The 15552-nt window shown below is 60.7% G+C and carries 18 protein-coding genes, 1 tRNA gene and 1 pseudogene; 13 read left to right on the top strand and 7 right to left on the bottom strand.

Translation table 11 applies throughout. From position 1 onward, the window contains the following. Positions 1-268: 268 nt before the first annotated feature. A complete protein-coding gene (locus tag ACX80T_RS05945) occupies positions 269-1039 on the bottom strand; it encodes a hypothetical protein (protein ID WP_459303955.1) in 771 nt (256 codons plus the stop codon). A 157-nt stretch (positions 1040-1196) separates the two neighbouring features. Between ACX80T_RS05945 and ACX80T_RS05940 the strand changes: the two genes are divergently transcribed. From ACX80T_RS05940 to ACX80T_RS05910, 7 genes are all read left to right on the top strand, one after another. Further along, the gene (locus ACX80T_RS05940; protein WP_459303954.1) at positions 1197-1505 is read left to right on the top strand and encodes a hypothetical protein; all 309 of its coding nucleotides are present in this window, start codon (positions 1197-1199) and stop codon (positions 1503-1505) included. Between the two features lie 11 nt (positions 1506-1516). Further along, a complete protein-coding gene (locus ACX80T_RS05935) occupies positions 1517-1768 on the top strand; it encodes a hypothetical protein (protein WP_459303953.1) in 252 nt (83 codons plus the stop codon). Continuing rightward, positions 1765-1968: a hypothetical protein gene (locus ACX80T_RS05930; RefSeq protein WP_459303952.1), complete on the top strand. Its 204-nt coding sequence runs from the start codon at positions 1765-1767 to the stop codon at positions 1966-1968. The genes ACX80T_RS05935 and ACX80T_RS05930 overlap by 4 nt, the downstream gene beginning before the upstream one ends. A gap of 59 nt (positions 1969-2027) precedes the next feature. Further along, a complete protein-coding gene (locus ACX80T_RS05925; protein ID WP_459303951.1) occupies positions 2028-2555 on the top strand; it encodes a hypothetical protein in 528 nt (175 codons plus the stop codon). Positions 2556-2605: 50 nt separating this feature from the next. Next, complete coding sequence (locus ACX80T_RS05920) at positions 2606-2752, top strand: hypothetical protein (RefSeq protein ID WP_459303950.1); 147 nt, start codon at positions 2606-2608, stop codon at positions 2750-2752. 165 nt (positions 2753-2917) lie between these two features. Then, complete coding sequence (locus ACX80T_RS05915) at positions 2918-3133, top strand: hypothetical protein (protein WP_459303949.1); 216 nt, start codon at positions 2918-2920, stop codon at positions 3131-3133. Then, positions 3126-5297: a type IV secretory system conjugative DNA transfer family protein gene (locus tag ACX80T_RS05910; RefSeq protein ID WP_459303948.1), complete on the top strand. Its 2172-nt coding sequence runs from the start codon at positions 3126-3128 to the stop codon at positions 5295-5297. Before ACX80T_RS05915 ends, ACX80T_RS05910 begins: the two co-directional genes overlap by 8 nt. A gap of 86 nt (positions 5298-5383) precedes the next feature. Here ACX80T_RS05910 and ACX80T_RS05905 read toward each other — a convergent pair whose 3' ends face one another. Then, positions 5384-5569 carry a hypothetical protein gene (locus ACX80T_RS05905; RefSeq protein WP_459304044.1) on the bottom strand — a complete coding sequence of 62 codons (186 nt, stop codon included), beginning with the start codon at positions 5567-5569 and terminating at the stop codon, positions 5384-5386. Here ACX80T_RS05905 and ACX80T_RS05900 point away from each other — a divergent pair. From ACX80T_RS05900 to ACX80T_RS05875, 6 genes and pseudogenes are all read left to right on the top strand, one after another. Next, positions 5552-6268 carry a replication-relaxation family protein gene (locus ACX80T_RS05900; RefSeq protein WP_459304036.1) on the top strand — a complete coding sequence of 239 codons (717 nt, stop codon included), beginning with the start codon at positions 5552-5554 and terminating at the stop codon, positions 6266-6268. The genes ACX80T_RS05905 and ACX80T_RS05900 overlap by 18 nt on opposite strands. Next, positions 6261-7265 carry a DNA-methyltransferase gene (locus ACX80T_RS05895; protein WP_459303947.1) on the top strand — a complete coding sequence of 335 codons (1005 nt, stop codon included), beginning with the start codon at positions 6261-6263 and terminating at the stop codon, positions 7263-7265. Before ACX80T_RS05900 ends, ACX80T_RS05895 begins: the two co-directional genes overlap by 8 nt. 87 nt (positions 7266-7352) lie before the next feature. Then, complete coding sequence (locus tag ACX80T_RS05890) at positions 7353-7667, top strand: hypothetical protein (protein WP_459303946.1); 315 nt, start codon at positions 7353-7355, stop codon at positions 7665-7667. A gap of 186 nt (positions 7668-7853) precedes the next feature. Then, positions 7854-8252, top strand: a complete 399-nt coding sequence (locus ACX80T_RS05885; protein ID WP_459303945.1) for a helix-turn-helix domain-containing protein — start codon at positions 7854-7856, stop codon at positions 8250-8252. Between the two features lie 29 nt (positions 8253-8281). Continuing rightward, the gene (locus ACX80T_RS05880; protein WP_459303944.1) at positions 8282-8929 is read left to right on the top strand and encodes an ImmA/IrrE family metallo-endopeptidase; all 648 of its coding nucleotides are present in this window, start codon (positions 8282-8284) and stop codon (positions 8927-8929) included. 2 nt (positions 8930-8931) lie between these two features. Continuing rightward, positions 8932-9789, top strand: a pseudogene (locus tag ACX80T_RS05875) (recombinase family protein); the annotation flags it as partial. 288 nt (positions 9790-10077) lie between these two features. Here the strand turns inward: ACX80T_RS05875 and ACX80T_RS05870 are convergent. The 5 genes from ACX80T_RS05870 to ACX80T_RS05850 all read right to left on the bottom strand — a co-directional run bounded on the left by ACX80T_RS05870 (position 10078) and on the right by ACX80T_RS05850 (position 15550). After that, positions 10078-10548: a hypothetical protein gene (locus ACX80T_RS05870; protein ID WP_459303943.1), complete on the bottom strand. Its 471-nt coding sequence runs from the start codon at positions 10546-10548 to the stop codon at positions 10078-10080. A gap of 139 nt (positions 10549-10687) precedes the next feature. Beyond that, positions 10688-10764, bottom strand: a tRNA-Pro gene (locus tag ACX80T_RS05865). 75 nt (positions 10765-10839) lie between these two features. After that, a complete protein-coding gene (locus ACX80T_RS05860) occupies positions 10840-12690 on the bottom strand; it encodes an ABC transporter ATP-binding protein (protein ID WP_459303942.1) in 1851 nt (616 codons plus the stop codon). After that, the gene (locus tag ACX80T_RS05855) at positions 12687-14513 is read right to left on the bottom strand and encodes an ABC transporter ATP-binding protein (RefSeq protein WP_019483141.1); all 1827 of its coding nucleotides are present in this window, start codon (positions 14511-14513) and stop codon (positions 12687-12689) included. Before ACX80T_RS05855 ends, ACX80T_RS05860 begins: the two co-directional genes overlap by 4 nt. A 107-nt stretch (positions 14514-14620) precedes the next feature. Further along, positions 14621-15550 carry a metallophosphoesterase gene (locus tag ACX80T_RS05850; RefSeq protein WP_019483142.1) on the bottom strand — a complete coding sequence of 310 codons (930 nt, stop codon included), beginning with the start codon at positions 15548-15550 and terminating at the stop codon, positions 14621-14623. Positions 15551-15552 lie beyond the last annotated feature (2 nt).

Genomic DNA, 15552 nt, shown 5'->3' with positions numbered 1-15552 from the left:
GACGGACGAAGAAGTTGATGAGCGTAGATGAACAGGTGATTGATGCATGAGACGCGGCCCCCAGCCGCCGAAATAATGAATACATCCGCGTCCAGAGCCGCTGCGCGGGTCAATCTGTAGGCGGATTCTGCTCCTACTTATAACACAGGCAAGGTGTTTCATAAAGGTGCCACACAGCGCTGGACACAATGTTCTGGTCCGAGAGTTGCATCGGCAGGTTGTCCGGCGTGGGCTGCTGGATCATCTGTCCTGCTCAGCCTTCGGACCCTCAGTCGGTGTCAGTCGTCGGTAGATCCACGCGGCGAACCTCTATTCGCGCCGAGCTCTTGCGCTCGACACTTATGGTCGCAAATAGGCCAGGATTCATGAAGTGAGCACCTAGCATCCAGCTCACCCAAACGGGCATAATCCAATGAATCTCAATAGTAGCGACAGGCTCATCGTCTTCCGGCTTGGAAAGATCGAGAGGTACGCTAAACGACTCTATCGCTCGCACCATGTTGGATAAATGTGAATCATGGAGAGTGAAAGGAAGATCCTGCTCTGCGCCGTCGATAAAAACCTTCGGCCGGCGATATGCCATGCCTTCCGGCACATCGATGCTGAAGCTAACCGAAAATAGGCTCTCGCTCTGGTTCTGGACTTGAGCTGCATATATGTTACCGAGCGGACGGTCATATAAATACCCGTCGCGAATGATTTCGCTGAGCTGAGTGGCACCTCTGTCACTGCGACGAAGAATTGTCCGCTCATTCACGAAGTGCTTGCGGGCGCAATCCTTAAGTCGCTGGTCAAGGTTGTCTCCTGCGGTATTGAGTCCACTCGTCTCGAAGAACGCGCGGATCGTACCGTCTTCGCCATCGTCGTGGACGGCTGCAAGGTGCAGTAGAACATCGAACGCCTGCTCCTCGCTGCCGTGCCCAACGAAGTCTGTCAGTTGATAAAGTCCCGACACTCGCTGCCGTGTGAGCGGACCGAGGCCGCGCCGAAACGTCCGCAGCTCCTTGTGCAGATCCTCTCGTATCGGGTCATCTGGCATCAGTCATTTCCTGCAGTCGTCTTTGCCGGCTGTTTGTGGACAGCCCCAATAGGGTGTCAGTTTAGTGTCAGTGACGCCGCCTCTATGCCCCGCCATGCTGGAGGTACGGCTTTCGCTCAAGAGGGCGAACCGAATATCTAAGCAGGAAGGTATACCGATGTCTGAACTTATTCCTCGCCCAAGTGGCAAAATCACGCCCTTCAACGCTCCCGAAGGATTCTCCCGTTCGGAGGGCAAGTCGCTGCAGCGCCGTCAGAATACCGAGGTCGCTAACGGGCTTGTCACAGCGGCGCGTGTCCAGGCCGCAGGCTTTGTCGCCGCCACAGGCATGCATCTGACTAGCATGCTCAGCCGCGAGGCAGAGTTCCAGGCGAACGGCGACCCGCGGGCGGCCGAGCGGCTCAACTACATTGCCGATTCCTTCGCTGAGTATGCGGCGTGGGAAGTGCGCCGGTTCCAGCGGTAGGGAGGCGGACCGTGAAGCATGAATTTGCAAACCTGCTGAGCCCTGCTCATCGCACCGAGCCTCAGGTGCTGCAGCATGAGGCTGCTGTCCGTCTCTTCATCGGGCGGGCGGCAGCACTGGTGGATGAACTCGATAACGCTGCGAAAGTAATTGTGGTCGATTCACCAGCAACAGCCCGGCATCTTCGCCTGATAGCACAGCAGATCTCGGCAATGGCACTGACAGCACTCGAAACCTGGCCCAAGGAACCAGAGCGGCCATGACTGCGATCCTTTGGATTGCCATCCTGATCACGTGCGCTGCCTCCATTGCTGTGGCATACCTCGTCGCAGTGGATTTCTGGCGTGATCGGTCTCCATCTTCGCGCGATCGCGTTGCCGACATCACGAGGGAAGCCCACGATGTCACCCGGCGACTCGCAGCGCTGTATCACCAAGCGCTCAAGGATATGCGCCGCCACTAACGTTAGTGGCTCGTCCTAACCTCCATTTCAAACATGCCTCCAGAAAGGGGTTATTTGTCATGCCCGAAACCTTTACTCCGACAGAACTCGTCGATGCGCAGAGGCGCCTTAGTGACTACGTCCTTCATCAGGCTCATCAGATCGAACGGCGTCTATTCTTTGGCTGGGAGCCAGCCAGCGACGCTCCCGAGAAGTATAAGGAGCTGTGTGAGGCGTTCGCCGTTTCTCATCGGGAAGGCCGTCCGCTGCCCGTTTCCAATGAGAACAGCAGTAGCGTCGTGTTTGGATCACCGGACGTCAACATGGCGTACCGCTACGTCCATGACGTCGCCCATGTTGAACAGGGACTCAGTTTCTCGTCGCCGGATGAGTTCACGCTTGCCCGTTGGCTAATGCGACGCTTCGAGCGCGCCGGGTTTAGTCGCGATGATCTGGAATGGCATCTCTTTGAAGCGGATGCTGTCGGCCAGGTTGTGTTCTACGCCGTGACCAAGCAGTACGTGGGGGACCAGCTGCAGTTTGCGCTGGACTGTGTACGGCATGGTCTGAACACTGGCATTTACCTTGAAATGGAGCGGCAGCGGTGAGCGTTGATCCGACCCCTCGGTCATGGTTTGACCGAGCAATCGGAGCGTGTATGTCCGTGCTGTTGGCCGTGATTGCCCTTTACTGTGCAACGCAGGTACTGCAGTCGATTCTGCCGTTCCTGATCGTCTGCGTGGGTGTGGCGTCGATCATTTGGGCCGTGTGGGCAGTCATCCAGTACCGGCGCAACAGGTACTAATTCCATCGGCACTACACAGTAAAAGAGCTCTTCCAGTCGGTGTTGTGGTTTGCGCTAAAATGCTTGAACGTTCAACTTATTGAACGCATACTAGACCTCAGACATCGTTCAATTTGTTGAACGGTGGCGGCAAACCACAACACTGCAGGAAGGAGGGAAACAACTATGTCCATGAAAAGTAAGCCAAATCGGAGGCGCACGACTACGTCACACCGTGACGGCAAGATCGTCGTCCGAGGCGTGCAGCGCGATCGTCCTGACCTCCGGAAACTCAGCCGCGCTGTCATTGCGATGACTCAGGCCGAAGCTGAGCGGGAAGCTCAGATCCAGCACAAGCAGAAAAGCGCCGAGCATCGCCCGGAGGACACCGTCGATGAGTAGTCCTGAATCCGTCCTTCGGCAGCTGGTGTGGCAGGAGATCCACTGGCCGCGTCCGCTTGATGATGAGCAAGCTATCAACCTGCTGCGCTTATGGAGCGCGCAAAGTCACGCCCCGCAAATTATCTTGGAGGCCCGGGCTACTCGCCTTGGCATCCATTACCTTGTTGGTTCTCAGCGGCGACATACCTCGGCTATTCGTCGCGACATCGAACGTCTGGTCGCCGGAACAATCGTGGTTGCTGATGACGGCGAACGGTTACCGGCGCAAGCTGTTCGTCGAGTGCGCGTCAAAACGCCTGCCCAATCACTAGAACCTCGATCTCCGGAGGGCTCGACTCGCTCTCTCCTGGCGAGTCTGGCGGCCATTCAAGGCGACGAGAGGTTGGTGATCCAGATTATCCTCGGGCCGAGGTATGCGCCGCAGCTAACGCCTCGGACTATCCCGCAGGTCGACCAGGGCATCGCTTCCATGGTGCTTCATGGCATCCAGCCGGAGCAGCGCCGTGGTGTTTCCAGTGGCATTGAAAACAAGCAAGGTGAGCACGGCTTTGCGAGCTATGTCCGCATTGGCGTGAGCGCCAAAGAGGAGGACCGTCGCCGAACGCTTATTGTTGGCGTCGTTAGCGCTTTTCGCTCCATGGTGGCACCTGGGCTCCGTTTTCAGGTGGACTTTGACCACATCCAGAAGCTCAACCACCCAAGTTCTGAGTGGCCGCGCTTCGCCTTCGGGCAGCGCCTTTCTGCCGTTGAAGTCGGCATGCTCAGCGCATGGCCAATCGGTAAGGGGTCTGTGGCCTATCCTGGCCAGCCACCTGCACATCCGAGGCAGATCCGACCTTCCTTCGCGGCGGCCTCAACGGATCGCATCGTCGCCTTGTCGACGGCACCCGGCGCAAAAGATGTCCGGTTAGGTTTATCGCCAGCCGATAGCTGCCATCATGTCTGGGCCATGGGGCCGACCGGCGTGGGCAAGAGCTCCATGCTCCTGTCCCTGATCATCAATGACATGGCGGCGGGGCGAAGTTGCGTCGTGATCGAACCTAAGGACTTAATTCGTGACGTCCTCAAGCGCGTGCCCAGAGAGCGTCAAGACGACGTTGTCGTGCTCGATCCGCTCGACAGCGAGCCAGCCGGTATTAACCCGCTTGATGGTCACGGGCGCAGCCCCGCACTTGTCGCCGATCAACTCTTCGGCACCTTTCATGCGCTCTACGGTGACCAGCTCGGTCCGCGCAGCTCTGACATACTGCGGCACTCGCTCCTAGCACTGGCTCAGCGCAAGGACGCGAGCTTGGCTATGCTCCCGATTTTGCTCAATAACAAGAAGTTCCGGCAGTCAGTCACTCACCACATCGCCGACGGCGATCCTTTCTCGGCTGGGCCGTTTTGGCACTGGTATGAGCAGCTGTCCCCGGAGGCAACTGGCCAAGTCAGTGCGCCGCTCATGAACAAGCTGCGTCCGCTGTTAGACCCGCACCTACGCCATGTCCTCGCACAGCCGACGCCACGCTTCAACGTCCGTCAGGTGCTGACTGAACGGAAGATTCTGCTCGTACCGCTTCAAAAGGGGGTTCTGGGGCCCGAAGCTGCCCAGCTACTGGGTGCCATGGTTGTTGCTGAACTGTGGCAGGCCATACAAGAACGCGCCAGCCTTCCGACGAACGATCGCCGCCCGGTCATGGTCTACCTCGATGAGGTCCAGGAGTACCTGCGTCTGCCGACTGATATCGGTGATGCGCTGGCCACCTCGCGGGGCTTGGGCGCTGCCTTCCACGTGGCGCACCAGTATTTAGATCAGCTGCCGTCAAGCATGCGCACAGCATTTGAAGCCAATTGCCGCTCTCGCGTTTTCTTCCAACTTGCCGCACGTGACGCCAAGGCTGCCGCTGCAATGGCTCCCGGACTTGAACCCGAAGACTTCATGGCGCTGCCGGCACGTCACATTTACGCCCAGCTCGTTCGTGGTGGCGCGGTGACTGACTGGGCGTCCGGTGCCACGCTCAACGTGCCGAAACCAACGTCGTCTCCCGGCACGATCAGGGCGCGCAGTCGCAAGCAGTTCGGTCGGTCAACAGAAGCTATCGAGCAGGGGCTACGTAGTGTCCTTGATTCATCAGTGGAGAACGAGGCGACCGGTGGGCGGCGCAGAAGGAGTCAGGCATGACGTCAAAAGATGCACTACCGGTCGGCTACCCGTTCGCGTCAGATCCGGAAGAGGGATCGTCGCAGGTCGACGGCGAATCGCTGCCGTTAGTGGCGCCGAATAATGGTGCTTCCGCTAGCACCAAGCCCCACGCAGGCCCGCGTGTCACGCAGCGTCGTCTGCGGGCCATCGAAGCTCGGCTCAGTGACCGCGACCTTGCTGTTCTGGCGTCTGTCGAGCGCTTCCGGTTCCTGACGGCCGAACACATTGAAGCTTTGCACTTCAACGACCATGCGTCGGCAGAATCAGGTGGGCGAACGTGTCGCCGCGTCCTGGTTCGACTGCGACGAGAACATGTTTTGGGTGTCCTCGATCGTCGAGTCGGTGGGGTTCGGGCTGGCTCCCAGGGACTGGTGTACTTCGTCGACACAGCCGGGCAGCGTATCCAGCGGCAAGGGGATTCCAGCCGCCGGGGCCGACGCTTCCCAGAACCATCCGCGCGCTTCTTGGATCACACGATGACAATTGCTGACGTGGCTGTCGGCATCAAAGCTGCGGCTGATGCGCTAGGTGCGGAGGCAGTGCAGGTGGCGCCGGAGAAGGAGGCTCGCCGCCCATTCGTAGATCGTCTCGGCGGCACTCAGGTGCTGCGGCCTGACCTGTACATTGAACTCGCTGCCCGCCCTGGAGATGAGGACGTCCAAGCCTTCTTCGTTGAAATCGACCTCGGTCATGAAAGCCTGCCGACGGTGCTGCGGAAGTGTCAGCAGTACGAGGCCTATTACCAGGCCGGTATCGAGCAGCGTGATTTCGGTGGGTTTCCCCGCGTGGTCTGGGTAATGGGTGCCTATCGTCCCGACATCGCCGAGCGACGTCGGCAAACCCTGCAGGCCGCACTGGCGCGAGGCGTCAGGCTAACGCCGGAGCTCTACCGCGTGACTGCAGCGGAGGAGGTGGCGGCGCAGCTGGTCCAGGAGGTTCGCCATGGGTGAGTTGGTCAATGTTTTGTATGTCGGCGATGCCCTGGATGAACTGCGCAAGCTTCCGTCAGATTCGGTGGATATGTGTCTGACGAGTCCGCCGTACTTTCGACTGCGTGATTATGGCGCAAACGGGCAGCTTGGGCTGGAGGCCAGCGTCGATTTCTGGGCCGCGACCATCCGGGTGATTGCTGGTGAGATTCGCCGTGTGCTGGTGCCGACGGGCACGTTCTGGCTCAACCTCGGTGATACCTACGCCAATCACCCGCGCCAGGGGGCGCCGTCGAAAAGTCTGCTGCTGGCGCCGGAACGGGTTGCCCAACTCCTGCAGCAAGACGGCTGGATAGTGCGGAATAAGATCATCTGGGCCAAGCCCAACCCGATGCCGAGCAGCGTGGGGGACCGGCTGACCGCCACTCATGAGGTCATCTACTTGTTTGCCAAGCAGGGGCGCTACCACTTCGATCTGGACGCCATTCGGAGACCGCACCGTTCGCGTCCCGGTAAGCCACCCCATCCTGCAACTCGTCGCCCGAGTAGAGAGCGGTGGCGCGGGCCGAATGCTGACTCGACAACCGGCCTCGCAGCCATGAAGGCACTAGGCAGTGTCGGGCATCCCCTCGGCAAGAATCCCGGCGACGTGTGGACAATCGCCACGTCCGCAGGCAGGGGAAGCCATCACGCCGCGTTTCCTGAGTCACTCGCTAAGCAGTGCATCCGAGCCGGCACTCCTGAGGCTCGCTGCGCAATCTGCCGCGCACCCTGGCGGCGTCCGATTCTGCGGCTCGGTGCAACAGCCACACGGTTAGCTCTTCAGGCAACATGTGGGCATGCTGGCAATCCTGAGCCCGGCATCGTCCTTGACCCATTCATGGGGAGTGGCTCGACGGCGGTCGTCGCCGAAGCTTTGGGGCGGCACTGGGTGGGCATTGAGCTCAACCCAACCTTTGCCCAAGAAGCTCGGGCACGCATTGCCGCAGCGCGCCCACGATCACCGCCTCGGGTGTAGTTCGGTCGACACCTCATCGGTGCACCGCGGCTGGTGACGAGGATTCCAACCCGGAGTCTCGCCAGTCGCACACACCGAGGAGTTGTCATGACAACACCCATTGCTGGCGGGGATCGCCAGAACCCGGCAGGAATCAAAACTCTTGCCATCCGGCTCGAACCGGACGTCCATACCCAACTGACGCTGATTGCCCAGCTGCGGAACAGCACGATCACTGACGAGATCAGAAAGGCCTTGATGGCGCACATTGCTGGTATCAAGGGAAACGCCGATCTCAGCTCGCAGGCGGAATCCGCCTTGGCGGAGATCGATCGCGAAGCTGCCGCCCGTCGTGAGGCGATTGCGCAGTTGTTTGGCAGCGATCCGGAGGCGACCAAAACTCGCCCGGCTCGCGGACGGTAGTTCGGGACCGTCGGCAGGGGCAGCGTGAGCAGCACTCGTAAGAGCGCCTCCGCTGTCCCTGCCGGACAACACAATATGACCCTGGAAAGGGCAAGGAAGTCCTTCCTTTCTTGACGAAATTTCTGTTGTGGAATTCGCTTAAATCGTTGAAGGAATTGAACGGGCGATTCATAATATAAACAGAAATTGGAGATAGAAGAAATGCACGAAAAAGATATTCAAGGCTTGGCTGAAACTATTAGGAACCAGCGTAAGAAGCTGGGTCTTTCGGCCAGTGAGGTTGCTCGCCAAGCAGGTGTAGCGAAGGGGACCATCACGCGGCTGGAACTGGGACAGATTGCCAGTCCTCGTATGGATAACCTGCGCGCCATTGCCGACGTTCTCCAGCTTCCACTGACCGACATCCTAGCTGAGTCGAGCCTGCTGCGGAGCTCCGACCTACCGACCCTCAGTCCGTACCTCCGGACAAAGTTCAAAGACATGCCAGACATCGCAGTTCGCGAAATTGAAGAACACTTCCGCGATGTCGCCGCCCGGCATGGTATCGAAATAAATAACGGTCCAGCCCCTGGTGAGGACGAATAACCAAACGACTTCTCAGAAAGGAGAAAGCCATGACTAACGAACATATTCACAGATATATTGAACGGAGCGTCCTGGCTACTCTCCGAGGCCTCATTCCTAACCGGGAAGTCCGATCCCAGGCGGAGGCTAAGCAAGTCGCCGAACACCAGGCCACCCGCCTCTTGGAGCTCCACGGGATCGAGACCGGTCCAGTGCCGGTTGAGTTCATTGCCGATTTGCCCAAGATTGAAATCGAGCTGGTCGACGCGCCGGTATCAGGCGCCAGCTTCTGGAACGGTAACAGCTGGATTATTCAGCTGAACAAGCACGAAAACTATTACCGGCAGCGGTTCACTTTAGCGCATGAGTACAAGCACATCATCGACCACAACCGCGCCGACACCTTGTACGTTGGAACTCGCGACGCAACGCCTGCTGAGCAGGCAGAGCAAGCCGCCGACTACTTCGCCGGTTGCCTGCTGGTTCCCAAAAAGCTGCTCAAGCGTGCCTACTACGGCGGTATGCAGAAGACAACAGATCTCGCCGCGCACTTCCAAGTCTCCGAAGCGGCGATGACCGTGCGCCTGCGCCAAACAGGCATCGCCGAGCCCGCCCCACGCTGCACACCCCAGAGCACTCCCTTCTCCCGTTCGTGGCAGTACCGCATGAGCCGCCGCACCCAGATACAAGGAGTTTGACGATGACTATCGAAGAAGTCGAAGCGCTGAAACCGCGCAAAGCAGTGTTGTACCTGCGCGTCTCAAGTAAGAAGCAGACTGAAACTGCCATAGACATCGATAAGGATGGCAACTCCATCGCTACACAGCGTGACATCTGTAAACAGAAGGCTGAGGCCGTCAATGCTGACATTATCGAGGAGTTTGTGGAGCCCGGCGTATCAGCTCAGACAATCGAGAAGCGCCCGGTGTTTCAAGCCCTCCTCAAGTTCCTCCAGGACAACCGCGACGTGGATTACGTGATCGTCTACGCCCGCTCGCGCGCCTTCCGTAACTTCACGGATGCGGCTATCACGCGGCGACATCTCGATAAGCTCGGCGTGCGCTTACTGTCTGCTCGCGAGGACTTTGGTGAAGGTACTTACGCCGAAGCCATGGAGGCTGTCACCGACATTATGAACCAGGTGCAGAACCAACTGAGCGGTGAGGACATTCGCATCAAGATGCGAAACAAAGCCGTCAACGGCGGCACGTTGGGCAAGGCCCGGCTCGGGTATCTCAACATCCGCAAAGACATCGACGGGCGCATGATCAACAGTGTTGGGCTCGACGAGGTCAGGGCCCCGCTCGTCCTCAAAGCCTTTGAACTGTATGCCACCGGGCGATATTCGATCGAACAGTTGGAAGCGACGATGGAGGATCTCGGCCTGACTAATCGCCGGACCGCACGATTCCCCGAGGGGCCCGTCTCGGCCAGCAAGCTACACCAGATGCTGAAAGACCCGTACTACGTCGGGTATGTGATCTACAAGGGCGATGCGTATCCAGGACGGCATGAGCCGATCATCGGCCAAGACCTATTCGATCAAGTGCAAGAGATTTTGAGCTCCCGGAGTGGTGCGGGCTCGCGTGACCGTATCCACACCCACTTCCTCAAGGGCATGCTCTACTGCGGCAAGTGTCTCAAGCTCGGCCGACAGAGCCGCGTCATCTACACAGAGGCGAAGGGGAGAGGCGGCACCATTCACGAATACTTCTTTTGCCGTGCTCGTCAGGAGGGCAAGTGCGACCTTCCGTACCTGCCGGCCTATCTCGTCGAGGACAGTGTGTCGGACTCTTACAGCCGACTCGTTCTCGACGAGGACTTCAAACAGGATGTGCGCAGGCGACTAGAAGATGCCCTCCTGGGTGAACAGAAGGACATCAAGGAGATGTATGCGAGGTACACCAATCAACTGAAGGAAGTCGAAGCCAAAGAGAGTCGCCTCGTCGACGTTGCCGCTGACGGCATCCTGCCTGCTTCGAAGGTTCGCGAGAAGATGCACGAGCTGCGTGTGCAGCGTTCCCGTATTGAAGATAGTCTCGCCAATATCGGTGAAGAGATTGCCGTAGGTGGCCAGCTGCTTGCCAAGGCGCTCGATCAGATTGCGGACCCGAAGGCGTACTACGAGAAGGCGACGGACAAGGTTCGGAGGCTCCTCAACGAATCCTTCTTCTTGCGATTCTTTGTCTATCAAGACGGCGCGGTTGGCGCGGATCTCAACGAACCCTTTGACGACATCTTCGCCGCCCAGACGGCCTACCGATCGGTCAAATCTCTCCGGGCGGTATCGGTGCCAGGATCGACCCAATCGTCCCAAATCGGGCCGGTTTTGGACGTTTCAGGCGGACTTGCCGGGCAGTTCCCGGATACCAAAAATGGCGCCGATTTCTCGACGCCATCTCTGTTGTTCAAACTAAAGTCGGTTTACTCGAACCATGGTTCGAATAAAGCGACTCTGGTCGGGGTGACAGGAATTGAACCTGCGACCTCGTCGTCCCGAACGACGCGCGCTACCAAGCTGCGCCACACCCCGATGCTGCTCAGCGAACGTCAGAAACGGCTAGCAGAGCAACCTCTAAAGCGTACCCGAGCACACGAAGATGCAAAACTAGACGAGCGTTTCCTGCCAGGCCGCATGCAGGGTCGCGAAGCGCCCGTCGCCGCCAATGAGCTCTGCAGGGGTGCCATCCTCCACCACCTTGCCGTCGTGGACCACGAGCACCCGGTCGGCAATCGACACGGTTGACAGTCGGTGCGCAATGATCAACGCGGTGCGGTTGCCCAGCAGCTTCTGCAGACCCTCCTGCACCAGCCGCTCACTGGGAATATCCAGGGACGAGGTGGCCTCATCCAGGATCAGCACTGCAGGGTTCGCCAGGAACGCGCGGGCGAAGCTGATCAGCTGCCGCTGCCCCGAGGACACCCGACCGCCACGTTTGTTGACGTCGGTGTCATAACCCTCGGGCAGGGACCTGATGAACGTGTCGGCGCCCACCGAGCGGGCAGCCTCCTCGATCTCCTCGCGGCTTGCCTCCGGCTTGCCCAGGGCGATGTTGTCCGCCACGCTGCCGCTGAACAGGAACGCTTCCTGCGTCACCATGACGACGGCGCGCCGCAGGTCAAGGGGATCGACCTCCCTGATGTCGACGCCGTCGAGAGCGATGCTGCCGGAGGACACGTCGTAGAACCGGGCGATCACTTTCGCCAGGGTGGACTTCCCGGCACCGGTCTGACCCACCAGAGCGATGGTCTGCCCGGCCGGAATCTTCAGGTCCATGGTCGGCAGGATGACCGGGCCGTCGCCGTACCGGAACTCCACGCCGTCGAACTCAATTGCTCCCCGAGGGTCTTTCAGCGGCACCGGGTTTTTCGGTGGGCGCACCGTCGGCACCTCCTCGAGTAGCCCCGACACTTTCTCCAGCGCCGCCGACGCGGACTGGAACGAGTTGTAGAACATGGCCATCTGATCGACGGGCTGGAAGAACCGCTTGCTGTACAGCAGGAGGGCGAGCAGGGCGCCGACCGCCAGAGTGCCGTCAAGGACCCGGAACCCGCCGACCAGCAGGACCACCGCAACGGTGACGTTGCCGATCAGCACCAGACCCGGCTGGAAGACGCCGTTGAGGTTGATGGACCGGACGGTGACCTTGCGGTAGTCCTCGGCCAGCTCGTCGTACTTCGCGGCGTTGACTTCCTCACGGCGGAAAGCCTTGACGGCACGGATCCCGGTCATGGTTTCGATGAAGTGGACGATCAGCCGTGCAGACACCACCCGGGAGGCACGGAACGCGATCTGGGAGTGCTTCTGGTACCAGCGCGCCAGGAAGAACATTGGCACGGCGGCGACGAGGATCAGCAGACCCGTCCGCCAGTCCAGGACGAAGATGGTGATCGCGGTGAAGAGCATGTACATGACGCCGGAGGCGAGGGAGCTCACGCCCGAGTCGAGAAGTTCGCGCAGCGCCTCAAGGTCCGAGGTTTGCCGGGAGATGATGCGACCCGAGGTGTACTTCTCGTGGAATTCTAGGCTGAGCCGCTGGGTGTGCCTGAAGACACGCAACCGCAAATCCAGCAGCATCGCCTGGCTGAGCAGCGCCGTCGCCCGGACATACCCGGCCGTCAAAAAGGCGGTCAGGACTGCCGCGATCAGGTAGGTAAGGCCGGCGAGCCAGAGGTAGATCGGGTCACCGTCGAGCAGCGATGGCAGGGCGTTGTCGATGCCGAACGCGATGATTGCCGGGCCGGCGACCCGGGCTGCCTGCGACCCGACCACCAGGGAAATGGTCCAGATGAACTGGCGCCGGTTGGGTTTGATGAGAGACCCCAGCAGGCGGAAGGACCGCGAGCGGACCGACCTGTTCTGGGCCTTGGACAGGAGGACGTCGTCCTCGTTGGTCACGCCCGACGACGTCCCCCCGGTGGGTGCCGATCCGTTATTCGGCTGTGGTGATGTGCTCACGTGAGCGCCCCCTCGTCGTCGTTCTCGAAGTCTTCAAGCTCCGTGTCCAGATCGGTCGGGCCATCAGGGAGGCTCGCGATCACGTATCGGTAATGCGTGTTGCGTGCCAGCAGCTCGGTGTGGGTGCCGACGTCGGTCACCCGGCCGTCCTCGAGCAGGGCCACCCGGTCGGCGAGGGCAACCGTCGACGGCCGGTGGGCGACAATCAGGGTGGTGGTGTGAAGGAGAACCTTGCGCAGGCCTTCCTCCACCAGTTCCTCGGTGCGGACATCCAGGGCCGAGAGCGGGTCGTCGAGCACCAGCACCCGAGGTTTCGAAGCAATGGACCGGGCCAGGGCAATCCGCTGCCGCTGGCCGCCGGAAAGGCTCAAGCCCTCCTCCCCGATCAGGGTGTCGACGCCGTCGGGCAGCGAATATGCGAAGTGCGCCTGTGCGACCTCGAGCGCCTCAGCCAGGATCTCCTCGGCGTGTTTTCCATCCCGCGGCTCCGCGCCCATCAGGACGTTCTCTCGGACCGAGTTGGAGAACAGCGTGGTGTCCTCGAAGGCGACCGACACATGGGTGCGCAGATCGGCGATGGAGATGCTCCGCAGGTCAGTGCCGTCGATGGCGATGGACCCACCGGTCACCTCATAGAGGCGGGGGACTAGCTGCAGCAGGGTGCTCTTGCCGCACCCGGTTACGCCTACCAGCGCCATCGTCTCCCCGGCACGCATGGTGAGGTTGATGCCGTTGAGCACATCGGCGGTGCCCTCCTCAGCGTCGGGGTAGCGGAAGTGCACATCGGTGAAGGTCACTTCGCCGCGGGGATCGATCAGCCGGACCGGCTCCGTGGGATCGGTGATGGTGTTGACGGACTCCATGACCTCGTAGTGGCGGTCGATGGCCGTTTTGGCGGTGAAGGTCATGGCGAGCAGCGGGCCGATGAACTCAACCGGGGTAGCGACCACGGCGGCCGTCGCGAAGAAGGCCACCAGGGCGCCGATCGAGAGGTCACCGTTGGCGGCGAACAGCACGCCGACCACCAGTGAGGCGCCCAACGCCAGCTCGGGCAGCAGGGTGACGATCAACGAAAAGTTGGCCAGCGAGCGTGCCTTGTAGATCTCGGTCTGCCGGAGTTCCTCGGCCTGCAGGTTGAATCCTTCGAGGGCCTCACGGCTCCGGCCAAAGGCTTTCAGCACCCGGATGCCGTGGACGGATTCCTCGACGGTGGTGGCAAGGTCGCCGGCCTGGTCCTGGCTTTTCCGCGAAACCTTGCTGTAGGAGGTGCGGAACCGGAAGCCGTAGATCATGATCGGCAGCGCCGCGGCCAGGAAGATCAGGGCCAGCACCCACGAGGTGAGGAACATGATGACGACGCCGATGACCACGGTCAGCGACGTCACCACCAGCATGATCAGCCCGAACGCCATCCACCGGCGCATCAGGTTCAGGTCCGTCATGGCGCGTGAGAGGAGCTGGCCGCTACCCCAACGGTCATGGAAGGCGACGGTGAGATCCTGCAAATGGCGATAGAACGACGTCCGCATGTTGGTTTCAACGGTCGTCGCCGGGGCGATGACGAACTGGCGCCGCAGTGCAACGAAGGTTGCTTCGAGGATGCCCAGTAGCAGGACCACGCCAGCGGCAATCCAGACGGTCGACGTCGCGCCTCCGACGGCGAGGGCATCGTTGATCAGCACGCGGAAGACCTGGGGGATGGCAAGGGCCATCAGACTCGCGCCGAGCGCGCAGACGAGGCCCAGGATCAGCCGCGGCAGGATGGGCTTGATGTGTGGGTAGAGTCGGCTGAGCGATTCCCACAGGGTGGTTTGAGTCGGCATACTTCTGTCTTTGACATTTCAGAGGCGGATCTACCCGGAAGGGACATTTCGTGTCCCGTAGCAACTATCCTATGTCAGAGCTTTGCCGCTGCGTCAGCGGCCCCAAACTACCGTTCGGTGAGGGTCAGCAGCACTGCTTCGGGTCGGCAGGCAAAGCGGACCGGCGCGAACCGCGACGTCCCGATTCCCGCTGACACGTTCAGCGGTATGCTGCGTCCCTTGTGCTCCCAGTCAGTCAGGCCGCGGGCTCGCCAGGTGGGGAGGTCGCAGTTGGTGATCAGGGCGCCGTAGCCCGGAATGCAGACCTGCCCGCCATGGGTATGGCCGGCGAGAATCAGGTGCGCGCCGCCGTCGGTGAAGTAGTCCAGCACCCGCTGATAGGGGGCGTGCGCGACGGCGATCTTCAGGTGCCGCGCGTCGGAAGAAGTGCTGCTGCCCGCCGGGTAGCCGGCGTAGGAGTCGCGATCGATGTGTGGGTCGTCGACCCCGGTGAAGTCGAGCCGGAGGTTGCCCATGGCCACCGACTGCGACCGGTTGGACAGGTCGATCCAGCCTGCGTTCCCGAAGCTCCTGAACAGCTCCGCCCAGGGGAGTGCCTTCGGCTCCCGCCCGGTGCGGTGCTTCGACGGGCCAGAGAAATACCGCAGCGGGTTGTTCAACACTGGCGCAAAATAGTCGTTGGACCCGGGCACAAACACGCCGGGAAACTGCATTAGCGGGCCGAGCGCCTCAAGCAGCGGCTCGACACCCTTGTGGTGGCTGAGGTTGTCGCCGGTGTTCACCACCAGGTCCGGTTCCAGCCGGGCCAGTCCCTGCAGCCACCAGGTCTTGGCGGCCTGCCGGGGCGCCATGTGAATGTCGGAAAGGTGCAGGACCCTCAGCGGGCGGCTGCCCGGCGGAAGGATCGGCAGGGTCTCCTCCCGCAGCTGGAACAGGTTCCGTTCCACTAGGGAGGCGTACCCGAGGCCAGCTACGGCGACCGCTGCGGTTCCTCCCAACGCGATAGTAGTGGCGTCGAGCAGCTTCGATGAACCCAAGG

Source organism: Arthrobacter sp. Sr33 (genome assembly GCF_054511195.1).
This window is presented reverse-complemented; position numbering and strand designations above follow the sequence as displayed.

What these genes read in the sequence shown, in the direction of transcription:
- ACX80T_RS05945 (WP_459303955.1), bottom strand. Translation starts at nt 1,039, where the DNA reads ATGCCAGATGACCCGATACGAGAGGATCTGCACAAGGAGCTGCGGACG.
- ACX80T_RS05940 (WP_459303954.1), top strand. Translation starts at nt 1,197, where the DNA reads ATGTCTGAACTTATTCCTCGCCCAAGTGGCAAAATCACGCCCTTCAAC.
- ACX80T_RS05930 (WP_459303952.1), top strand. Translation starts at nt 1,765, where the DNA reads ATGACTGCGATCCTTTGGATTGCCATCCTGATCACGTGCGCTGCCTCC.
- ACX80T_RS05925 (WP_459303951.1), top strand. Translation starts at nt 2,028, where the DNA reads ATGCCCGAAACCTTTACTCCGACAGAACTCGTCGATGCGCAGAGGCGC.
- ACX80T_RS05920 (WP_459303950.1), top strand. Translation starts at nt 2,606, where the DNA reads ATGTCCGTGCTGTTGGCCGTGATTGCCCTTTACTGTGCAACGCAGGTA.
- ACX80T_RS05915 (WP_459303949.1), top strand. Translation starts at nt 2,918, where the DNA reads ATGTCCATGAAAAGTAAGCCAAATCGGAGGCGCACGACTACGTCACAC.
- ACX80T_RS05910 (WP_459303948.1), top strand. Translation starts at nt 3,126, where the DNA reads ATGAGTAGTCCTGAATCCGTCCTTCGGCAGCTGGTGTGGCAGGAGATC.
- ACX80T_RS05905 (WP_459304044.1), bottom strand. Translation starts at nt 5,569, where the DNA reads ATGGTCGTTGAAGTGCAAAGCTTCAATGTGTTCGGCCGTCAGGAACCG.
- ACX80T_RS05895 (WP_459303947.1), top strand. Translation starts at nt 6,261, where the DNA reads ATGGGTGAGTTGGTCAATGTTTTGTATGTCGGCGATGCCCTGGATGAA.
- ACX80T_RS05890 (WP_459303946.1), top strand. Translation starts at nt 7,353, where the DNA reads ATGACAACACCCATTGCTGGCGGGGATCGCCAGAACCCGGCAGGAATC.
- ACX80T_RS05880 (WP_459303944.1), top strand. Translation starts at nt 8,282, where the DNA reads ATGACTAACGAACATATTCACAGATATATTGAACGGAGCGTCCTGGCT.
- ACX80T_RS05855 (WP_019483141.1), bottom strand. Translation starts at nt 14,513, where the DNA reads ATGCCGACTCAAACCACCCTGTGGGAATCGCTCAGCCGACTCTACCCA.